Consider the following 18,250-nt stretch of genomic DNA (forward strand, 5'->3'; position numbering starts at 1 on the left):
AGTGATACTGCCACGGCAGCGCTTACGCCACCATTAACACAGATGAAACTTGCGGGATTTGACACCTGTAGTTAACGGGACCGCGATGGCCCCGCCGCTTCCTCATGTCGATACTTGGATATTCGATCTCGATCTGACGCTCTATGCGCCCGAGCATAATATCATGGAGCAGGTGCGGAATCGTATTGCGGCTTATGTCGAAGATTATTTCAAGGTCGATCAGGAACGCGCGCACCAGATACGCTATGATTATTGGCGCAAATATGGCACGACGCTGGGCGGTTTGATGGCAGAGCATGGCGTCGATCCGCACGGCTATCTGGATTTCGTCCATGATGTCGACATGTCGCTGTTGCAGCCGTGCGAACGGTTGCGGGCGGGGATAGAGGCATTACCGGGCCGAAAGCTCATATTCACCAATGCCGATGCCCCGTATGCGCAGCGCGTGCTGGTTGCGCGCAGTCTTGACGGGGTTTTTGAAGATATCTTCGATATTCACCGGATGGCGCACAAGCCGAAACCGGCGACGGACAGTTATCATGCACTGTGCGCACAGATGGGTATCGAACCGGCGTCAGCATTGTTTGTTGAAGACTCGGCGCATAATCTGGAACCGGCCAAAGCGTTGGGGATGACGACCATTTGGGTTAATCATAGCGGCGATGCCGAATCTGGCGATGCACGCCCGCATTATGTCGACCATGAAATAGCAGATGTGGCCAGCTGGCTGGCCGGAGAAAAGGAATAGAAATGACCGAAGCACTGCAAGCGATCATCGAAAAGGCCTGGGAAGAGCGCGACGGCATCACCATCGGCACCGGCGGCGAAGTGCGCGCAGCTGTGGTCGAGGCGCTGGGCTTGCTAGACAGCGGCCAGCGCCGCGTGGCGGAAAAGGTCGATGGCAGCTGGCAGGTCATTCAGTGGCTGAAGAAAGCCGTGCTGCTCTCCTTCCGCCTCAACGACATGGAAACCATTCCCGGCGGTCCGGGTGGATCGCATTGGTGGGACAAGGTTCCGTCGAAATTTGCTGGCTGGGGCGAAAACCGTTTCCGCGATGCGGGATTCCGCGCCGTTCCAGGCAGCATTGTGCGTCATAGCGCGCATATCGGCAAGGGTGTGGTGCTGATGCCCAGCTTTGTGAACCTCGGTGCCTATGTCGATGAAAACAGCATGGTCGATACCTGGGCGACCGTGGGCAGCTGCGCGCAGATCGGCAAGAATGTCCACCTGTCGGGCGGCGTCGGCATTGGCGGCGTGTTGGAGCCGCTGCAGGCTGGGCCTGTTATCATCGAAGATGATTGCTTCATCGGCGCGCGTTCTGAGGTCGTCGAAGGCGTCATCGTCGAACAGGGGGCGGTTCTCGCGATGGGTGTGTTCCTGTCCTCGACGACCAAGATCATCGACCGTTCGACTGGAGAGATTTTTGTTGGTCGCGTGCCAAGCTATTCGGTCGTTGTACCCGGTGCGTTGCCGGGTAAGCCATTGCCCGATGGATCGCCTGGCCCAAGCCTCGCATGCGCCGTGATCGTTAAGCGGGTCGATGCCCAAACCCGTTCGAAAACAGCGATTAACGAATTGCTGCGCGACTGACCGCGCTTTTATTTCGACGAACCGTGTCCGGTTTTGCTTGCAATAAAAGAGCGAATCACTCTAATTTACTTATGCGGACCGGGCCCCTCTGGCGCTCGCTTCTTCGGAAGGAACGTGATGTCGGCCGCATCGGATGTTTCCGGTGCTTGGGTTGTGCGGTCCCTGTTTCCCCCGAATACCCTCTTCCCGGCATCGGAACATCCGATTGAACACCAACTGTTCAAGAGGAGAAAGACATGTCGGAACGAACATTCCGCCTGATGCAATATCACCAGAAACTCGATGAAGAGCTGCGCGCCGAAATGCGCAGCAACTGGCCGAGTTTTGCCCGAATCCAGCGGCTGAAACGCATGAAGCTCGCCGTAAAGGATAAGTTACAGGCGCTGGTGGCCAAGGGACGCAAGACCCCCAAACCAGCCTGATCTCAGACTGGCTGCGCTCGCCGCCCTCTCCCAAATTTGGCCCAAAGCCGAATGGCGAGCGCAGCCAACAACAGCGGCGCAAAAATACGCCCCTCGAGATGGTAGGCCGGGTCCGCATGAAAGGCCCGGCTGCCATAACCGACAAGAAACACCGCCCAGGTCAGGTGCATGCCTGTGCTGTGCAATTGCTTCCAGCGAAGTCCTAGTCGTCTCTTCCATCCGTCGGTCGAGGTAATCGCCATCAGATAGACGAATAGGTAAGCGAACGCCCCACCCGCCAGCGACAGCAGCGGACGCGGACGATAGAGGGTTATGTTTATCAGCAGCGCGACCAGATGGATGCTGTGCGCCAGCGCGAAAGCCAGCCCCCATTGCCGCCGTTGCCGCAACAGCGCCCGCGTCACGTCATTCGGCGTAAGCCGGTAAACGCTGCTCGCCAAATAGGTGAGCAGGAATATCGGCAATGCCGCCCGCGCTGTCCAGCGCGCGACCAAAAGTGCGTCGTCAGATGGCTTGGTTCCCATGTAGAACGCTGCTGCTATCGCAAACGTCGACAGAAGCAGCGCTATGATAAACGGAATGAGCCGATTTGCCGCCAAGGCGTTAAGTCAATTTTGCCCGGGCTTCAACAAATCGAGCACAGCGGCGGTCATTGCCTCTACGCCCAGACGCACCGATGGTTCGGGATCGATCTTGAACAGCGGCGAATGATGCCCGGCAACCGGCGGGCCGCCATTTTTTGCAGCCTTGATCCATTCGGGATTGGTGCCTCCAACACCGAAATAATAGCCCGGAATGCCAAAGGAAGGATCGACAAAGAAGGCGAAGTCTTCGGCACCCATATTGGTCTGACGGAAGGGAACGACAACATCCTTGCCAAGCGCGTCACCAATGGCCGTATTGAGGCGGCGGGCGAGCGCGGCATCGTTCACAGTCACCGGCGTAGTCTCGGTAGCCTTGACGATGGGCAGTTTATCTTCGGGCAGGCCATTGGCGCGACCGATACCAACCGCAACGCGTTCGATCGACGCAATCAATTGGTCGCGCACCTCTTGGCTGTTGGCACGCACCGTAACCTGTAGGTCAGCATATTCGGAAATGATGTTGTGCTTTTGCCCCGCATGGAAGGCGCCGACCGTAATCACGCCGGGTTCCAGCGGGCCCTTTTCGCGGCTGATGATCGATTGCAGACCAACCACGATCTGCGATGCAATATAGACCGGATCGCGACCGAGGTGCGGTGCCGCGCCGTGCGTTGCGATGCCGGGAACGCGAATGTCGACGCTGTCGGCAGACGAATATTGGATACCTTCCGACGCGGCAATCTTGCCTGTTTCCAGTTCGGCGGCCACGTGGAAAGCCAGCGCATAATTGGGCTTCGGAAAGCGGGTGTAGAGCCCGTCCTTGACCATGGCGGCAGCACCGCCGACACGTTCTTCGGCGGGCTGAACGATGAACAACACGGTGCCCTTCCAGCGATCTTTCATCCGCGCCAGTTGGCGAGCCGTTCCGACCAGAGAGGTGATGTGTACATCATGGCCGCAGGCGTGCATCACTGGCATCTCAAGGCCATCGACGCCAACCTGACGCACGGTCGAGGCATTGGCATAGCCGGACCGTTCCTGCACCGGCAGCCCGTCCATATCGGCGCGGACCAATACCACGGGGCCATCGCCATTTTTGAGGACGCCTACCACGCCGGTTTGCCCGACCTTTTCAGTCACCGCCATTCCGGGGATAGCGCGCAACTCCTGCGCCATCCGCGCTGCGGTCTTGAACTCGCGGAAAGACAGTTCGGGGTTGCGATGGAAATGGTCCCAAAGCGCGCCCAATGACTTGTCATAATCCGCTTTAACATCGCCCGCATAATCGGGCTTTGCCGCTGCTGGTGTCGCAATCACGGCAAGGGCCGCAGAAGCGGTGAGCAAGAATCGTCCGATGTTCATGATTTCCTCCCTGTTTCCGTGAAGACTATCACGGACAGGTTTCAAGGCAATGGCCGATAGGTGTTTCTGCGGGGACCATGGTTACATATTGGGCGAAGCCTTTCCGGGTTTCCGGATTGACCCACAGGCCAGCGCGCAGAGCATAAGCTTCGCCGACATGGCCTATCCATAAAGCGCCAGCGGAATCCTCATGGATATGCACGCCCAGCCCATAGGCCTTGAAATAGCCCCGGTCATCGTCACCATTCACGCCGTTGAAGCGCCATTGCAGTCGTGTCATTTCAGCAAAGGCTTTGCTTGAAAGCAGGGGGCGGCCGCCATTCAACATAAGTTGCCCGACCTTTGCCAGATCATCTGCTGAAATGCGCAAGCCGCCTTGCGGGCTGAAAGAGGAGCCGTTTCTACCGAGCGGGTAGCGACGCAGATCGCAACTGCCGTCGGCGGCGGCGAGGACAGGGCACGGATCTGAGCCCTTGATAGCGGCGTCGCGTGCCAGATCGCCGTTGGTACGGAGCAATGTCACCGCTTGTGCCCGCCGACCGGGGCTGCACCCCGCACCCCAATTGAAACAGGCGTCAATTTTCAGCGGAGCAAGCACAGTCTTTGCAACCAGCTTGTCGAACCGCTCACCCGTCGCAGCCTCAATCGTCGCCGCAATGATTGGGGAGTTCAGATTGGCATAGCTGAAATAGATGCCGGGGCGGTGCTTTGAATCCCACGCCGCCGCGTTCGTCATCACCGCCTCGACTTGGCCATCGAGTGGAATCAGATAGTCAATCTTGTCGCGCACGCCCGATGTGTGGGTCATGAGGTGACGAAGCGTGATGTCCTGATCCGGAAAAGCCGGATTGCGGATCTGAAATCCCAGATACTCTGAAATATCCCGATCCAGATCGATGCGGCCCTGATCGACAAGTCGCATCACCGCGATTGCCGTTACCAGTTTCGAAATCGAAGCAACCCGAACCGGATCATTCGCGCTCACGGCGCGACCACGGACGCCAGCCTCCCCATCAGCCCGAGACGCCAAAATCTTGCTACTGTCGAAATCGATCCTTACGACCGCGGGCCTTGGCAAAACAGGTTCGGCAGAACTGGCGATTGGAGCGAATGCCAAAGCCGCTATGGCTAGTGCAATCGCTGCTTTAGCGACGATCACTCGTCCCCCCTGCAGCTACCTTCATGCTTCCCGGTCATCGTGCCATCCAGCTTGATCTTCCCAGCGATGGGAACATGGACGACCAATTTGGTGTCGAACCGGAACTCGGTATCACCGACCGTGCCGTCAAGATCCATATCGGCCTTGCCCATGCTGCCCATGCCACAGCTTAGCTGCATGCTGACCCGATTTCCGGCAATGTCGAATTTGCGATAGTTGCAATCTTCCGCACCTTCGCCGCCGAAAAAGTCGGGGCCGGGTTGCGCGGCATTGGCTTCGCTCAGGCACGATATTCCCGATGCGCCGGTCGACAGCTCTTCCCTAATCTGTTCCTTTTCCTTGTTGCCCAACCGAGGGACGTCAATCTCGGTAAAGGCAAAGCTGGTGCGCCAGCGCCCCGGCTGCATGGCAAGATAGCCGTCACGCCGCATTTCATCGGCGCGCTCATTGCGCGAAACTTTGCCATCACCGTTCACGTCCGAATTGTCGGAACATGCCGCTACGGTCATTGCCGCACCCAATATGGCGAGAATTGAGGTTTTACGCATATTCATGGCTCAAGCCGGGCAGTCGCCCAGACGCTTGCCATCAATCTTGCCCTTCATGGTCATTTCACCCATCGGTGTGCCTGATGCTTTTTGTTCCATCGTCATCGAATAGCTTTCGGCTTCAAAGCTGCCTTCCATTTTGCTGGCTATGACCATCTTGTCCTGCGGCTTACAAGTCATCTGGACACTCATTTTGTTGCCCGAACGGTCAAGCTGCTCGAATGTGCAGTTTGCGCTGGCATCTCCACCAAAGAAATCCGCTCCCGGCTTTTCGGCCTGTTCTTTGGTGAGGCAGGATTTCACGGACATGCCGCTCCCCATTGCCTTGGTCATCTGCGTTTTCGCGGCTTCGGGCATGCCAGGGGCATCGATGCTGTCAAAGCTGATTTTGACTTCCCACATGCCGGGCTTCATCGCCATTGCGCCGCCCTGCGACAATTCCTTTTGCGCTTCGTCGGCGCTCACTTTGCCATCGCCATCCGCATCGGCACCTTTGTCAGAGCAAGCCGAAATCGCGAACATGCTGGCGGCAACGCCTGCCAATAGAAATTTACGCATCTGTATCTCCCTTAGACCAATAACGGCTCCTGCCCTTGTTTGTCGTCTAATCGTATAATTGGCAACCGTTTTGGCATAGCTATTCTTCGTTCATGACAAGGACAGCACGAATGGCTAAGGAGACGCCAATCTACTACAAATGGTTCGACAGGAGAGTCTTCCAGCATGTTTCGTTTTGTTACTTTTCTGTTGGTTACGCTGTTCGGCGTTTCGACTGTATTCGCACAAACAGCAGAGGCCCCAGCCGCTGCACCCGCAGTTGCTCCGGTCATCGATGAGGCGGAGAATGTCCTGCATCTTGACCTGTCGACCGGCGGTCGGGTGAGCATTAAAATGTTCCCGGCGGTGGCTCCCGCGCATGTCGAACGCATCAAGACGCTTGCGCGTCAGGGCTTTTACAACGGCGTGGTTTTTCATCGTGTTATCGAAGGTTTCATGGCGCAGACCGGCGATCCTACGGGGACTGGTACCGGCGGTTCGCCGCTGCCGGATCTGAAAGCTGAATTCAACCCGACCCCGCATTTGCGAGGAACGGTATCGATGGCGCGTGCCGCAAGTGTGGATAGCGCGAACAGCCAGTTCTTCATCTGCTTTCAGCCGCGCTTCGCCCTCGACAACAATTACACTGCGTTCGGGCGGGTGATTGCAGGCATGCAATATGTCGATGCTATCCAGCGTGGAGAGCCGCCGGCGACGCCGGACCGGATTTTGCAGGCGTCGATCGCCGCAGACAATGTGCCGTTGCCGGATTTCGCGGCTGTGGCGAAGCCAGCCACTCCCATTGACGCGCCGGTTACGCTGAGCGACCTCAACAAGCCATTGAACTGAACCAGCGCTCCAGAAAGCCATTGTGCGCGTAGACTTGTTCGATTTCGAGCTTCCGCCCGAGCGGATAGCGCTTCGACCGGTGTCGCCGCGTGATGCGGCGAGGATGTTATGCGTTTCGGGCGACGGCTCGATGCATGATGCGCAGGTTCTCGATCTACCGCAGCGGCTGCGCGCGGGCGATTGCCTTGTCTTCAATGACACGAAGGTGATCCCGGCCCAGTTGGAAGGCGTGCGTCGCACCTTTAAGGGCGATGAGGCCCGGATTGGCGCAACGCTTCACAAGCGGATAGATCTGCGCCGCTGGCAGGCTTTCATCCGCAACGCCAAAAGGTTGCGCGCGGGCGACCGGATCGAATTCCCGGCCGATGTCAGCGCTATCGCGCAGGAAAGACTGGAGGATGGCAGTTTCATTCTGGCCTTTGAAGGTGAAGAGCCGGTCGAACTGCTGCTCGAACGTGCAGGGCAAATGCCGTTGCCGCCTTATATAGCGGGGAAGCGTCCGACCGACGCGCAAGACCGCAGCGACTATCAAACAATGTTTGCAGAAAAAGAGGGAGCCGTAGCGGCGCCGACAGCATCGCTACATTTCACCCCGCGACTAATGGCAGCGCTGGCGGAGGCAGGTATCGGCCATGAAACGCTTACGCTGCATGTCGGTGCGGGTACGTTCCTGCCAGTTAAGGCCGACGATACCGACACGCACAAAATGCACAGCGAATGGGGGCAAATCGACGCCGCGACCGCGGCACGGTTGAACGCCTTGCGCGCCAAGGGCGGACGCATCATCGCGGTCGGCACCACTTCGCTCCGCCTCCTCGAAAGTGCGGCGGGCGAGGACGGGCTGGTTCAGCCTTTTGAGGGAGACACAGCGATATTCATCACCCCGGGATACCGTTTCAAAGCAATCGACGGGCTGATGACAAACTTCCATTTGCCCAAATCGACCTTGTTCATGCTTGTCAGCGCGCTGATGGGGCTGGAGACGATGCAGGCAGCCTATGCCCATGCCATCGCGCAGGGCTATCGTTACTACAGCTATGGGGACAGCAGCCTGTTGCTGCCATAAATAGGGACAGTCCCTATTTAATGCCCCTTCAGTTCGTCTCCGGTCAGGCGGACGACATGGAGCACATTGGTTGAACCCGGTGTGCCAAACGGAACGCCCGCCATCATGATCAGTCGCGCGCCCGCGCTGCCCAGATGATAGCGCAGCGCCATGCGTTTCCCTTTGGCGACCATTTCCTCGAAGCTGCCAATATCCTTGGTGGTGACGGCAAAGGCGCCCCATAGCAGGCCGAGCCTCCGCGCGGTCGAGCGCGAAGCGGTTAGCACCAGCAAGGGTACCGATGGCCGCTCGCGCGAGATGCGACGTGCGGTGGATCCGGACGATGTGAAGCAGACAATCGCGCTGGTTTCGACCGTGTCGGCGATCCGCCCGCTCGCCTCGGCCAGCGCGTCGGCGGTGGTGGCATCGGCGGGTGTTTCGGTGAAATGGATGCGCTTGAAGAAATCGGGGTCGCCTTCGACCTGCTGCGCGATCCGGTCCATGATCGACACTGCCTCAATCGGCCATGCGCCCGCTGCTGTTTCCGCCGAGAGCATCACCGCGTCGGCACCATCGTAAATCGCAGTCGCAACGTCCGAAACTTCGGCGCGGGTCGGGGTGGGGGAGACAATCATCGATTCGAGCATCTGTGTGGCTACGACTACCGGTTTGCCCATTTGCCGTGCGGTTGAGACGATCTTCTTCTGCAGCGGCGGAACCTGTTCGGGCGGCAGTTCGACGCCCAGATCGCCGCGCGCGACCATCACGCCGTCGGCAATTTCGAGGATTTCTTCCAGCCGGCCAATGGCGGCGGGCTTTTCGATTTTCGCGAGTAAGGCCGCCTTGCCACCAATGAGTTTCTTGCCCTCCGCCACATCCTCGGGTCGCTGCACGAACGACATCGCCACCCAATCGACGCCCTGTTCGAGCGCAAATGCAAGGTCGGACCTGTCCTTGTCGGTCAGCGCGGCGATTGGCACTACCACGTCGGGGACATTGAGCCCCTTGCGGTCGGAGAGCATGCCGCCAACCTCGACTCTGGTGTCGATATGGTCGGGGCTGATGTCGGTGACGCGCAACACCACTTTGCCGTCGTCGAGCAACAGGCGGGTATCGATTTCGAGTGCGGCGAAGATTTCCGGATGCGGCAAATGGACGCGCGTTGCGTCCCCTGCCTTCTTGTTCGTATCGAGACGGAAGGGCTCGCCCGTCTTGAGTTCCACCTTGCCACCCGCAAATGTGCCTACGCGCAGCTTAGGCCCTTGCAAGTCAACGAGGATCGTTGTTGGACGGTTGTACGCCTTCTCAAGCGCGCGGATGTTAGCGATCAGCTGGGCTTTTTCGCCCTGTTCGCCATGGCTCATATTGACGCGGAAAGCATCAGCCCCGGCGCGGAACAGCTTTTCGATCATTTCTGGCGTGTCGCTTGCCGGGCCCAAAGTGGCGAGAATGCGGACTTTGCGCATGCGCGGCTTATGATATTGCATCTGGGAAGGCTCTTTCGCGCTCTGGATTTTGTCTCTCTTGCCTCCCATAACGGGGAGGAACCGGAACGGGAAGGGAGCATAGCTATGCAAATTAGTGATCAGGCAGCAGCAGCGGCATTCAGGCGGCTGGTCGCGCACTTGCAGCACCGCCACGATGCCGAGAATATTGAACTGATGGGCCTCGCTGGATTCTGCCGCAATTGCCTTGCGGATTGGGTGATGGAGGCGCAGCCAGAGCTTTCGAAGGAAGAAGCGCGCACCCTGATCCATGGCATGCCACCTGCGGAATGGAAGGCGAAATATCAGAGCGAGGCGACGCCCGAACAGTTGCAGCGTATGGAAAAAAGCTTGGCGAAAAACGCCGCGCACAACTAGCCTTGTAAAATCGAATCTGCGGGGGAGAGAAATTATGAAGCGCGCAATTCTGGCGGCCACTTTGCTGTTGGCGAGCACACCACTCGCTGCCCAGTCTGGCAGCACGACCTATATCCACGCCGGACGACTGCTCGACCAGCCTGGGCAGGCTCCGCGCGGCGCATCGACGATCATTGTGCGCGACGGCAAGGTGGCCGAAGTGCGCGATGGCTTTGTCGCGCCAGAAGCTGACGCACGGCTCGTTGATCTCAAGACGCAGTTTGTCCTCCCCGGACTGATCGACATGCACGTTCATATTTCCAGCGATGACAATCTGCTGCGCAGCCGCCTGGAAGGCCCAAGCCGTGATGTCGAAGATGTTTTCGTCATTGCCCAGAATAACGCCCGGTTGACGCTGGAGGCGGGATTCACCACCGTTCGCGACCTCGGCGGTGAGGGCCGCGCCACGGCAACGCTGCGCGATGCGATCAACAATGGCGTGATTGTAGGCCCGACCATCATACCAGCGGGTACGATGGTGTCGGTGACCGGCGGTCATGGCGGCGTCAACGGGCTGAACCGCGTCTTCACGCATGCCGTCGCCGCCGAACGCACCAACATCTGCGACGGGCCGGATAGCTGCGCCAGCGCAGTTCGTGCACAGATATCCATAGGCGCGGAAGTCATCAAATTCGCTGCGACCGGCGGGGTTCGCTCCAATGTTGCGGGCGGGTTGGGCAAACAGATGACCGACGCCGAGATGAAGTCCATCGTCGATACCGGCCACAGCTTTGGTCGCAAGGTCACCGCCCATGCGCATGGCAAGGAAGGCATCGACGCCGCACTTCGCGCCGGGGTGGACAGCATTGAGCATGGCAGTTTCATCGACGATGAGACTGTGAAGCTATTCAAGGCCGAGGGGGCCGCGCTTGTTCCGACAGCGGTTGCACCCATTGCCGCGCTGGCACAGGCGCGGCGCGGTGATGCACCTGCGCCGCAACTCGCCAAGGCTGAGGAAGCTGCGGCAGCGCATGCGGCAAGTATGGCCCGTGCGGTCAAGGGCGGGGTTCGCATCCTTTTTGGCACCGACAGTGGCGTCGCCCCGCACGGTGATAACGCCAAGGAATTTGCCTTGATGGTCAAGGCGGGCATGACGCCAGCACAGGCGATCAAATCCGCTACCGCCGACAATGCCGCCGAACTCGACCGCCCCATCGGCGTGATTGCGCCGGGCCGCGATGCCGATATCATCGCAATAGCGGCCGATCCATTGGCGGACGTAACGGCACTGGAGAAAGTCGATTTTGTGATGCGGCGCGGCGTCGTCCATAAGCTGGGCGGGAAACGCCAGCCTTTCCCACCCGAATGAACAAAGTCTTGGCGCGGCACCGGCACTGCGGCTAATCGCAGCCATTATCGATTCGGGGCTTCCCGCCCCACCAAACACCACAGGAGACCAGAATGTCCGAAGGCAATATCGCCGCCGACCAGTTGCGCCTTTTCATTGAACGCATCGAGCGCCTGGAAGAAGAGAAAAAGGGCATCGCCGACGATATCCGCGACGTTTACAGCGAAGCGAAGAGCCAGGGCTATGACACCAAGATCATGCGCCAGATCGTCCGCCTTCGCAAAATGGAAACCCATGACCGTCAGGAAATGGAAGCCATTTTGGAGACTTACAAATCGGCGTTGGGATTGGCATAAGGGCTTAGTTCAAAATAGGAGTCTCCCCAATGTTGATGACCACCACTTCCACCGTCGAAGGCCGTCCTGTCGCCCAATATCTGGGCGTTGTGACCGGCGAAGTCATTGTTGGCGCCAATATTTTCAAGGATCTGTTCGCCAGCGTGCGCGACATTGTCGGTGGCCGTTCGGGTGCCTATGAAAATAGCTTGCGCGACGCCCGCGAAACCGCGCTGAAGGAACTGGCCGACGAGGCGCGCGCCTTGGGTGCCGACGGCGTCATCGGCATCGACCTCGACTATGAAGTGCTGGGTGCACAGGGTTCGATGCTTATGGTCAGTGCCTCAGGTACGGCGGTCAAACTGGGATAAGCTTCGCGGCTTGCCGAAGGCGCGTTTCCTGATGTAAGGGCGCGCCTTCAAATCACCTTCAGCCGAAAAGAAGAGAGCCATGGCAGGCCATAGCAAGTTCAAGAACATCATGCACCGCAAGGGCGCGCAGGATAAGAAGCGCTCGGCGATGTTTTCCAAGCTCAGCCGCGAAATCACCGTTGCGGCGAAAATGGGTATGCCCGATCCGGACATGAACCCGCGCCTCCGCCTCGCGGTCAACGCAGCCAAGGCGCAGTCGATGCCCAAGGACAACATCCAGCGCGCGATCGACAAGGCAGCGGCGGCCGGCGGCGAGGATTATGAAGAAATCCGCTATGAAGGTTATGGCCCGGGCGGCGTTGCCGTAATTGTCGAGGCATTGACCGACAACCGTAACCGCACCGCGACCAATGTGCGCACCGCATTCAGCAAGAATGGTGGAAATCTGGGCGCTTCGGGCGCGGTGAGCCACGGGTTCGACCGCATGGGCCTGATCACCTATCCCGCCAGCGTTGGCGATGCCGATACCGTTTTCGAAGCGGCGCTCGAAGCAGGCGCAGAAGATGTTGAAAGCGGTGACGAAGAACACAGCATCTGGACCGCAATGGATGCGCTGCACGAAGTTTCCAAGGCCTTGGAAACGGCTTTGGGCGAAGCCGAAAGCGCCAAGCTCGCCTGGAAGCCGCAGATATTGGTCGAGGTGGACGAAGCCAACGCCGCAACATTGCTGAAGATGATCGACGCACTGGAAGACGATGACGACGTCCAGACCGTATGGGGCAATTATGACGTCTCTGACGAGGTTATGGCGAAGCTGGGCTGATGATCATTCTCGGTCTGGACCCTGGCCTTGGCACCACCGGCTGGGGTGTCATCGTTAAAGAAGGCAACCGCCTCAGCCATATCGACAATGGCGAAATCAGCACCGACGCGAAAATGCCGCTCGCCAATCGGCTTGTGGCGATTGACGAAAAACTCCGCGCGGTCCTCGACCATTTCAAACCTGATTGCGCAGCGGTTGAGGAAGTGTTCGTCAACAAGAATCCGCAATCGACGCTGAAACTGGGGCAGGCGCGCGGGGTGGTGTTGCTCGGCGCGGCGCGCAACCGCACACCGGTTACCGAATATGCCGCGCGGTTGGTCAAGAAATCGGTGGTCGGCACCGGCAAGGCCGACAAGGACCAGATCGCCGCGATGCTCCGCGTTCTGATGCCGGGGCTTAAGTTGGCGGGTGAGGATGCGGCGGATGCGCTGGCGGTTGCAGTGACGCACGCACACCATATCCGTTAATGCTCGGACGAGACGCAGTGCCGGTCTTTTTCACGCAAAGGCGCAAAGGAAAATAAGGGCGAAGCCCTTTATCCAATTGTAGCGTTCGCCTTAGGCTATGTGACATTGATTGGCTGCGCCGTGCCCTTCATTATCTTTGCGCCTTTGCGTGAAACAAATGGCATAACCTCTGCATTCCTGCGCACCGTAAGATTTGGAACAAAACAGGAAATACCCCTTCGACAATCACGTTTAACGTGATTAAGAGAGCGACATGATCGCAAAACTTTATGGCCGCATCGATGAAACGGGCGTCGACAGCCTGGTGATCGACGTGAATGGCGTCGGCTATCTGGTGCAGGCGAGCGCGCGGACGCTGGCGGTGCTCGGCGGTGCGGGCGATTTCGCGACGGTCTTCACCGAAATGCTGGTGAGCGAGAATGACCAGCGGCTGATCGGTTTCGCTAGCCGCGAGGAGCGCGACTGGTTTCGTCTGCTGATTGGCGTCCAAGGGGTGGGCGCAAAAGTGGCCCTCGCAATCCTCTCCGCACTCGAGGCCGATGACCTGACCATTGCGATCGCCAATGGCGACAGCGCGATGGTCGCGCGTGCCAATGGCGTCGGCCCGAAGCTTGCCAGCCGCATCGTCAACGAACTGCGTGACAAGGTCGGCGCGATGGCGGGTATCGGTGGTGGCGCGAAATTGGCGGCGGCTGCCAAGGCGGGGAATAACAACGTCGCAGATGCCGTTGCAGCACTCACTGGTCTCGGCTTCAAACCCGGCGAGGCGCAGGGTGCGGTTGCGCTTGCGCTTGAGGAATTGGGTGACGGGGCGACACTCGATGCACTGGTGCGCTTGGCGCTGAAGAGGGCGGCGAAGTGAGCAGTTTTCTGTCAGGAAAAAGTCCATATGCTGCGGCTCGGATATTGAATCGAGCGTGGTTGTTGATTTTTTGTACTTTCGTTTTCGTTGGTTTCGTGGGCCCAGCATCGGCGAGATCGTTCGCATTTATACCCGCTATGATAGGCGTGCCGTTGGTTTTTGCGATAACGATGGTGAATTGCCCAAGATGTGGGAAAAGTCCCGCGTTCCGATATATTGGTGGGCCAATGTTTGGTTCAGTCCCTTTCTATGGCCTTCCTAAAATTTGGGCCGAAAAAACCTGTTCCAAATGTGGAAGTGATTTGACCAGCAATCCAAATGACCGATAACCCCCACCTCACCCCGATGCGCAAGCCTGAAGACATCGATGTCGCGCTGCGCCCCAAAAGCCTGACCGAATTTATCGGCCAGCAGGCCGCGCGGGAGAATTTGCGCGTTTTTATCGAGGCGGCGAAATCGCGTGGAGATGCGCTCGATCATGTGCTGTTCTTCGGCCCGCCGGGGCTGGGCAAGACCACGCTGGCGCAGATTGTGGCGAAGGAAATGGGGGTCGGTTTCCGCTCGACCTCTGGCCCTGTGATTGCCAAGTCAGGCGATCTGGCGGCGCTGCTGACCAATCTGGAAGAAGGCGATGTACTTTTCATCGACGAAATCCACCGGTTGAATCCGGTGGTTGAGGAAATCCTTTATCCGGCGATGGAGGATCGCGCGCTTGATATTATGATCGGCGAAGGGCCGTCGGCGCGGTCGGTGCGCATCGACCTGCCGGCCTTCACGCTGGTCGGCGCGACCACACGGCAGGGATTGCTCACCACGCCCTTGCGCGACCGGTTCGGCATTCCGGTGCGGCTCAATTTCTACACCCATGACGAGCTGGAGCTGGTTGTCACCCGCGCAGCAAAATTGCTCGATCTTGAAATTGCCGCCGATGGTGCGCGCGAAGTGGCGAAGCGTTCGCGCGGTACTCCGCGCATCGCCGGCCGGCTGCTGCGCCGCGTGCGCGATTTCGCCAATGTTGCAGGTGAAACACTGGTCACCGCGAAAATCGCCGATGCCGCGTTGAACCGGCTGGAGGTGGATAATCTCGGCCTCGATGCGATGGACCGGCGCTATCTGATGATGATTGCCGATATCTATCGCGGCGGCCCTGTGGGGGTAGAGGCGCTGGCGGCGGGGCTTTCCGAACCGCGCGATACGATCGAGGATGTGGTTGAGCCCTATCTGCTGCAACTCGGCCTGATCGCGCGCACTGCGCGGGGTCGGCAGTTGAACGGTCCTGGCTGGAAGCATCTTGGCATCACGCCGCCGACTGGTGCGCAGGACGGGTTGTTTGACAAATAGCCTCGGATGATTGGGGCAAGCCCGCGAGCGGGCTTGCAAGGCGCGAAGACATGAAGATGTTATCACTGCCCGAAGCGCAGCTTTATTGTTCAGGTTCGATGAAATTTGTCTGTCCTGTTTTGAGTGCGCTGCGCGCGAAATTTGCGTGGGCCCTTTGCGCCTTGCGACACCGCAGGGGGCGCACCAAAATTTGCTGACCAAGCGAGTCCCACGCACGACAAACTGTGCACAAACCGTCCCAACCCTCTTCCTGTCGCGGAATCCATGCGTTAAGCCGCTCTGCAATGAACGGGACGCAACCCTATCACGGCCATTTTGATGGGCCCCGCCACCTGTTTGCGGTGCGGGTCTATTTTGAGGATACCGACTTTTCGGGCGTCGTCTATCACAGCCGATATCTGCACTTCATGGAACGTGCGCGATCAGACATGCTGAGCGTTGCCGGGATCAACCAACAGGCGGCCTATGCAGGGGGGGAGGGGGTCTACGCCGTGGCCGACCTGCACATCAAATATCGCGCGCCGGCGCATTTTGACGATGCCTTGCTTGTTGTCTCGACCGTCGAGGAAATCCGCGGGGCAAGCGTTGTCATTCATCAGAGAGTCATGCGCGGCGACCAAGTGCTGACTGAAGCAGAAGTCACCGCTGCCTTTCTGACGCCAGAGGGTCGCGCGCGCCGCCAGCCGCGCGAATGGCTGGAGGCGTTTGAAGGCATCAAGGCGGGAAGCCGAGGATAGAAAGAAACCAAATGGATTTGTTGATACTGAGCCAGGGCGCAAGCTTTTCCCCCATCCAGCTGTTTCTGGACGCCGACCTTGTCGTGAAGGCGGTGATCATCGGCCTTGCGCTGGCCAGCATCTGGGTGTGGACCATCATTGTTAGCTTCGTCCTGAAAATCCGGGGTATCAACAACCAGAGCGAAGCCTTCGAACGCGAATTCTGGCGCACCGAAGATGTTGACGGCTATTTCAAGCAGCATGGCAAATCGGACCTACCGATCGCCAAAGTGTTTGCCGCAGGCCTCGCCGAATGGCGCCGTTCGACCGCGGTGAAAACCCCCGACCGGCAGGGAACGCGTGAGCGTCTGGCAACAGCGATGGACTCGAGTATTGCGGCGGAAAGCGAAAAACTTGCCAACCGGTTGAATTTCCTGGCCACTACCGGTGCGGTTGCGCCCTTTGTCGGGCTGTTCGGTACAGTTTGGGGCATCATGCGCAGCTTCGCTGCGATTGCAGCCGAACAGAACAGCTCGCTTGCGGTGGTCGCGCCCGGCATCGCCGAAGCGCTGTTTGCGACAGCGATCGGTCTGTTTGCGGCGATTCCCGCGGTGATCGCCTATAATCGTTTCTCGCACCGCCTGAACCAATATGAAGCGCGCATGGGTCGCTTTGCCGATGGCTTTCACGGCCTGTTGAGCCGTGAGCTGGAGCGGGAGGGCTAAGCCCGTGGCGATGAATATCAACTCCGGCGGATCCTCTCGTCGCGGCCGTCGCGGCAGCCGCCGTGCGCCTATGGCGGAGATCAACGTTACGCCCTTTGTCGATGTGATGCTGGTGCTGCTGATCATCTTCATGGTCACCGCACCCTTGCTGGTTTCCGGCGTGCCCGTAGAGCTGCCCGAAAGCCGCGCCAACCCGCTCGACCAGAAGGATGAACCGCTCGACATTTCGATCGACAAGGAAGGGCAGGTCTTCATCGACAGCGCGCCTGTGAGCGCAGGCGAATTGTCGGCGCAGCTCGAAGTGATTGCCGCGGAGCAGGACGCCGCCAATCCGCGTCAGATCATGCTGCGCGGGGACACCACGGTCAGCTATGGCGAGATGATGAAGGTGATGGGCGAACTCAACCGCGTTGGCCTCAATTCGGTCAGCCTCGTCACCACCGCTGCCGCCGCGCCGGTCACCCAGGGTTCATCGGAGGACGAATAGCCTGATGGCGATGGATCGTGCGGAAAGGATAGGATTTGGCACTGCCGTTGGCGGACATGCGCTGTTGCTCGGCGCCTTTGCGCTGGGTGCCTTCTTTACCGCCGACCGCATCACCAAGCCGCAGCCTATCTCGGTATCGCTGGTGGGTGAGGTCGCCGATGTTTCGACCGCGCCCGATCCTGTGCTTGAGGAGCCTGCGCCAGCCGAAAGCGCGGCCGAACCAGCGCCTGCAGAACCCGAGCCGACACCCGTGATGAAGGTGGAAAAGCCGCCCGAAAAGCCGCTGCCGAAGGCGGTTGAAAAGCCGACTCCCAAACCTGCACCAAAGCCGACCCCGAAACCAATGCAGAAACAGGCGGCGGCGCAACCGAAGCCGAAGCAGGCGACGCAACCTAAGCAGGCCACGCCCAAGCCCTTCAGCAAAAGCTTTGAGGATGCGGTCAAGGGTGCGGGCAGCAATCCGAAGCCGACGACGGGCACTTCGCCTAAACAGGGAACGTTTGCTGAAAAGTCAGCGACACAAATTCGTTCCGCCACTAGCGTAACGATTGCAGCAGAGGTACGACCGCTAATTCAGCGCTGCGCGCCAATAACCAGCGACAATTCGTCGCTCCGTGTTTTTGTTGCGCTGAACATCAGTCAGGCGGCTAAACTCATCGATGCTAACGTCTATGATGTTCAAGGCATCACACCTGAAAACCAAGCACAAGTCGATCGAATGAAAAAGTGCGTTTTGGATAGTTTACAAGCGGCGTCGCCCTATAATCTTGATCCGGCTGATTATGATGTCTGGCGAAACCACAAAGTGCAGTTGAAGGTAAACTTTAAGTAGGCGAAC

23 protein-coding genes are annotated in these 18,250 nt (G+C 58.8%); 17 read left to right on the forward strand and 6 right to left on the reverse strand.

Annotated elements, in window-relative coordinates; genetic code table 11:
- The first annotated feature begins 85 nt into the window (after positions 1-85).
- The 3 genes from DXH95_RS13045 to DXH95_RS13055 all read left to right on the forward strand — a co-directional run bounded on the left by DXH95_RS13045 (position 86) and on the right by DXH95_RS13055 (position 2,012).
- Complete coding sequence (locus DXH95_RS13045) at positions 86-748, forward strand: pyrimidine 5'-nucleotidase (protein WP_115549949.1); 663 nt, start codon at positions 86-88, stop codon at positions 746-748.
- Between the two features lie 2 nt (positions 749-750).
- Positions 751-1,590, forward strand: a complete 840-nt coding sequence (gene dapD / locus DXH95_RS13050) for a 2,3,4,5-tetrahydropyridine-2,6-dicarboxylate N-succinyltransferase (protein WP_115549950.1) — start codon at positions 751-753, stop codon at positions 1,588-1,590.
- Between the two features lie 236 nt (positions 1,591-1,826).
- Positions 1,827-2,012, forward strand: a complete 186-nt coding sequence (locus tag DXH95_RS13055; protein ID WP_115549951.1) for an HP1242/YdcH family protein — start codon at positions 1,827-1,829, stop codon at positions 2,010-2,012.
- Between the two features lie 2 nt (positions 2,013-2,014).
- On the opposite strand, the gene DXH95_RS13060 is transcribed toward DXH95_RS13055, so the two are convergent.
- The 5 genes from DXH95_RS13060 to DXH95_RS13080 all read right to left on the reverse strand — a co-directional run bounded on the left by DXH95_RS13060 (position 2,015) and on the right by DXH95_RS13080 (position 6,223).
- Entirely contained in the window at positions 2,015-2,536 is a 522-nt protein-coding gene (locus tag DXH95_RS13060; RefSeq protein ID WP_147291747.1) for a cytochrome b family protein, read from the reverse strand.
- Between the two features lie 84 nt (positions 2,537-2,620).
- Entirely contained in the window at positions 2,621-3,958 is a 1,338-nt protein-coding gene (locus tag DXH95_RS13065; RefSeq protein ID WP_115549953.1) for an amidohydrolase, read from the reverse strand.
- Positions 3,959-3,986: 28 nt separating this feature from the next.
- A complete protein-coding gene (locus DXH95_RS13070; RefSeq protein ID WP_181883677.1) occupies positions 3,987-5,117 on the reverse strand; it encodes a serine hydrolase domain-containing protein in 1,131 nt (376 codons plus the stop codon).
- Positions 5,114-5,665 (reverse strand): DUF3617 domain-containing protein, encoded by a 552-nt coding sequence (locus DXH95_RS13075; protein WP_181883678.1) that lies wholly within the window; start codon positions 5,663-5,665, stop codon positions 5,114-5,116. The genes DXH95_RS13070 and DXH95_RS13075 overlap by 4 nt, the downstream gene beginning before the upstream one ends.
- A 9-nt stretch (positions 5,666-5,674) precedes the next feature.
- Entirely contained in the window at positions 5,675-6,223 is a 549-nt protein-coding gene (locus tag DXH95_RS13080) for a DUF3617 domain-containing protein (RefSeq protein ID WP_115549956.1), read from the reverse strand.
- A 165-nt stretch (positions 6,224-6,388) separates the two neighbouring features.
- Here DXH95_RS13080 and DXH95_RS13085 point away from each other — a divergent pair, with 165 nt between their 5' ends.
- Positions 6,389-7,051, forward strand: a complete 663-nt coding sequence (locus DXH95_RS13085; protein WP_115549957.1) for a peptidylprolyl isomerase — start codon at positions 6,389-6,391, stop codon at positions 7,049-7,051.
- Between the two features lie 22 nt (positions 7,052-7,073).
- The gene (gene queA / locus DXH95_RS13090) at positions 7,074-8,117 is read left to right on the forward strand and encodes a tRNA preQ1(34) S-adenosylmethionine ribosyltransferase-isomerase QueA (protein ID WP_115549958.1); all 1,044 of its coding nucleotides are present in this window, start codon (positions 7,074-7,076) and stop codon (positions 8,115-8,117) included.
- Between the two features lie 17 nt (positions 8,118-8,134).
- On the opposite strand, the gene pyk is transcribed toward queA, so the two are convergent.
- A complete protein-coding gene (pyk, locus tag DXH95_RS13095; protein ID WP_239016646.1) occupies positions 8,135-9,562 on the reverse strand; it encodes a pyruvate kinase in 1,428 nt (475 codons plus the stop codon).
- 105 nt (positions 9,563-9,667) lie between these two features.
- Between pyk and DXH95_RS13100 the strand changes: the two genes are divergently transcribed.
- From DXH95_RS13100 to DXH95_RS16320, 12 genes are all read left to right on the forward strand, one after another.
- A complete protein-coding gene (locus DXH95_RS13100; protein WP_115549960.1) occupies positions 9,668-9,958 on the forward strand; it encodes a DUF1244 domain-containing protein in 291 nt (96 codons plus the stop codon).
- Between the two features lie 34 nt (positions 9,959-9,992).
- Entirely contained in the window at positions 9,993-11,306 is a 1,314-nt protein-coding gene (locus DXH95_RS13105; RefSeq protein ID WP_115549961.1) for a metal-dependent hydrolase family protein, read from the forward strand.
- Positions 11,307-11,398: 92 nt separating this feature from the next.
- The gene (locus tag DXH95_RS13110; RefSeq protein ID WP_115549962.1) at positions 11,399-11,641 is read left to right on the forward strand and encodes a DUF2312 domain-containing protein; all 243 of its coding nucleotides are present in this window, start codon (positions 11,399-11,401) and stop codon (positions 11,639-11,641) included.
- Between the two features lie 29 nt (positions 11,642-11,670).
- Positions 11,671-11,991, forward strand: a complete 321-nt coding sequence (locus DXH95_RS13115) for a heavy metal-binding domain-containing protein (protein ID WP_115549963.1) — start codon at positions 11,671-11,673, stop codon at positions 11,989-11,991.
- Between the two features lie 79 nt (positions 11,992-12,070).
- The gene (locus DXH95_RS13120) at positions 12,071-12,814 is read left to right on the forward strand and encodes a YebC/PmpR family DNA-binding transcriptional regulator (RefSeq protein WP_115549964.1); all 744 of its coding nucleotides are present in this window, start codon (positions 12,071-12,073) and stop codon (positions 12,812-12,814) included.
- Entirely contained in the window at positions 12,814-13,281 is a 468-nt protein-coding gene (ruvC, locus tag DXH95_RS13125) for a crossover junction endodeoxyribonuclease RuvC (RefSeq protein WP_115549965.1), read from the forward strand. Before DXH95_RS13120 ends, ruvC begins: the two co-directional genes overlap by 1 nt.
- Before the next feature lie 253 nt (positions 13,282-13,534).
- Positions 13,535-14,143, forward strand: coding sequence for a Holliday junction branch migration protein RuvA (gene ruvA, locus DXH95_RS13130; RefSeq protein ID WP_115549966.1), 609 nt, complete (start codon positions 13,535-13,537; stop codon positions 14,141-14,143).
- A 318-nt stretch (positions 14,144-14,461) separates the two neighbouring features.
- Positions 14,462-15,484 carry a Holliday junction branch migration DNA helicase RuvB gene (gene ruvB, locus DXH95_RS13140; protein ID WP_115549968.1) on the forward strand — a complete coding sequence of 341 codons (1,023 nt, stop codon included), beginning with the start codon at positions 14,462-14,464 and terminating at the stop codon, positions 15,482-15,484.
- 284 nt (positions 15,485-15,768) lie between these two features.
- Positions 15,769-16,221: a YbgC/FadM family acyl-CoA thioesterase gene (locus tag DXH95_RS13145; RefSeq protein ID WP_115549969.1), complete on the forward strand. Its 453-nt coding sequence runs from the start codon at positions 15,769-15,771 to the stop codon at positions 16,219-16,221.
- Positions 16,222-16,232: 11 nt separating this feature from the next.
- Positions 16,233-16,925, forward strand: a complete 693-nt coding sequence (gene tolQ, locus DXH95_RS13150; protein ID WP_115549970.1) for a protein TolQ — start codon at positions 16,233-16,235, stop codon at positions 16,923-16,925.
- 10 nt (positions 16,926-16,935) lie between these two features.
- On the forward strand, positions 16,936-17,412 hold the full coding sequence (gene tolR / locus DXH95_RS13155; RefSeq protein ID WP_181883679.1) for a protein TolR: 477 nt from the start codon (positions 16,936-16,938) through the stop codon (positions 17,410-17,412).
- A 4-nt stretch (positions 17,413-17,416) separates the two neighbouring features.
- The gene (locus DXH95_RS16320; protein WP_115549972.1) at positions 17,417-18,244 is read left to right on the forward strand and encodes a hypothetical protein; all 828 of its coding nucleotides are present in this window, start codon (positions 17,417-17,419) and stop codon (positions 18,242-18,244) included.
- The last annotated feature ends 6 nt before the right edge of the window (positions 18,245-18,250 follow it).

Origin of the sequence: Sphingorhabdus pulchriflava (genome assembly GCF_003367235.1) — a bacterium.
Taxonomy (GTDB): Bacteria; Pseudomonadota; Alphaproteobacteria; order Sphingomonadales; family Sphingomonadaceae; genus Sphingorhabdus_B; species Sphingorhabdus_B pulchriflava.

Bases quoted from the DNA above. Each gene is read 5' to 3' on its own strand.
- DXH95_RS13045 (WP_115549949.1), top strand. From the start codon at position 86: ATGGCCCCGCCGCTTCCTCATGTCGATACTTGGATATTCGATCTCGAT.
- dapD (WP_115549950.1), top strand. From the start codon at position 751: ATGACCGAAGCACTGCAAGCGATCATCGAAAAGGCCTGGGAAGAGCGC.
- DXH95_RS13055 (WP_115549951.1), top strand. From the start codon at position 1,827: ATGTCGGAACGAACATTCCGCCTGATGCAATATCACCAGAAACTCGAT.
- DXH95_RS13060 (WP_147291747.1), bottom strand. From the start codon at position 2,536: ATGGGAACCAAGCCATCTGACGACGCACTTTTGGTCGCGCGCTGGACA.
- DXH95_RS13065 (WP_115549953.1), bottom strand. From the start codon at position 3,958: ATGAACATCGGACGATTCTTGCTCACCGCTTCTGCGGCCCTTGCCGTG.
- DXH95_RS13075 (WP_181883678.1), bottom strand. From the start codon at position 5,665: ATGCGTAAAACCTCAATTCTCGCCATATTGGGTGCGGCAATGACCGTA.
- DXH95_RS13080 (WP_115549956.1), bottom strand. From the start codon at position 6,223: ATGCGTAAATTTCTATTGGCAGGCGTTGCCGCCAGCATGTTCGCGATT.
- DXH95_RS13085 (WP_115549957.1), top strand. From the start codon at position 6,389: ATGTTTCGTTTTGTTACTTTTCTGTTGGTTACGCTGTTCGGCGTTTCG.
- pyk (WP_239016646.1), bottom strand. From the start codon at position 9,562: ATGCGCAAAGTCCGCATTCTCGCCACTTTGGGCCCGGCAAGCGACACG.
- DXH95_RS13100 (WP_115549960.1), top strand. From the start codon at position 9,668: ATGCAAATTAGTGATCAGGCAGCAGCAGCGGCATTCAGGCGGCTGGTC.
- DXH95_RS13105 (WP_115549961.1), top strand. From the start codon at position 9,993: ATGAAGCGCGCAATTCTGGCGGCCACTTTGCTGTTGGCGAGCACACCA.
- DXH95_RS13110 (WP_115549962.1), top strand. From the start codon at position 11,399: ATGTCCGAAGGCAATATCGCCGCCGACCAGTTGCGCCTTTTCATTGAA.
- DXH95_RS13115 (WP_115549963.1), top strand. From the start codon at position 11,671: ATGTTGATGACCACCACTTCCACCGTCGAAGGCCGTCCTGTCGCCCAA.
- DXH95_RS13120 (WP_115549964.1), top strand. From the start codon at position 12,071: ATGGCAGGCCATAGCAAGTTCAAGAACATCATGCACCGCAAGGGCGCG.
- ruvC (WP_115549965.1), top strand. From the start codon at position 12,814: ATGATCATTCTCGGTCTGGACCCTGGCCTTGGCACCACCGGCTGGGGT.
- ruvA (WP_115549966.1), top strand. From the start codon at position 13,535: ATGATCGCAAAACTTTATGGCCGCATCGATGAAACGGGCGTCGACAGC.
- ruvB (WP_115549968.1), top strand. From the start codon at position 14,462: ATGACCGATAACCCCCACCTCACCCCGATGCGCAAGCCTGAAGACATC.
- DXH95_RS13145 (WP_115549969.1), top strand. From the start codon at position 15,769: ATGAACGGGACGCAACCCTATCACGGCCATTTTGATGGGCCCCGCCAC.
- tolQ (WP_115549970.1), top strand. From the start codon at position 16,233: ATGGATTTGTTGATACTGAGCCAGGGCGCAAGCTTTTCCCCCATCCAG.
- tolR (WP_181883679.1), top strand. From the start codon at position 16,936: ATGAATATCAACTCCGGCGGATCCTCTCGTCGCGGCCGTCGCGGCAGC.
- DXH95_RS16320 (WP_115549972.1), top strand. From the start codon at position 17,417: ATGGCGATGGATCGTGCGGAAAGGATAGGATTTGGCACTGCCGTTGGC.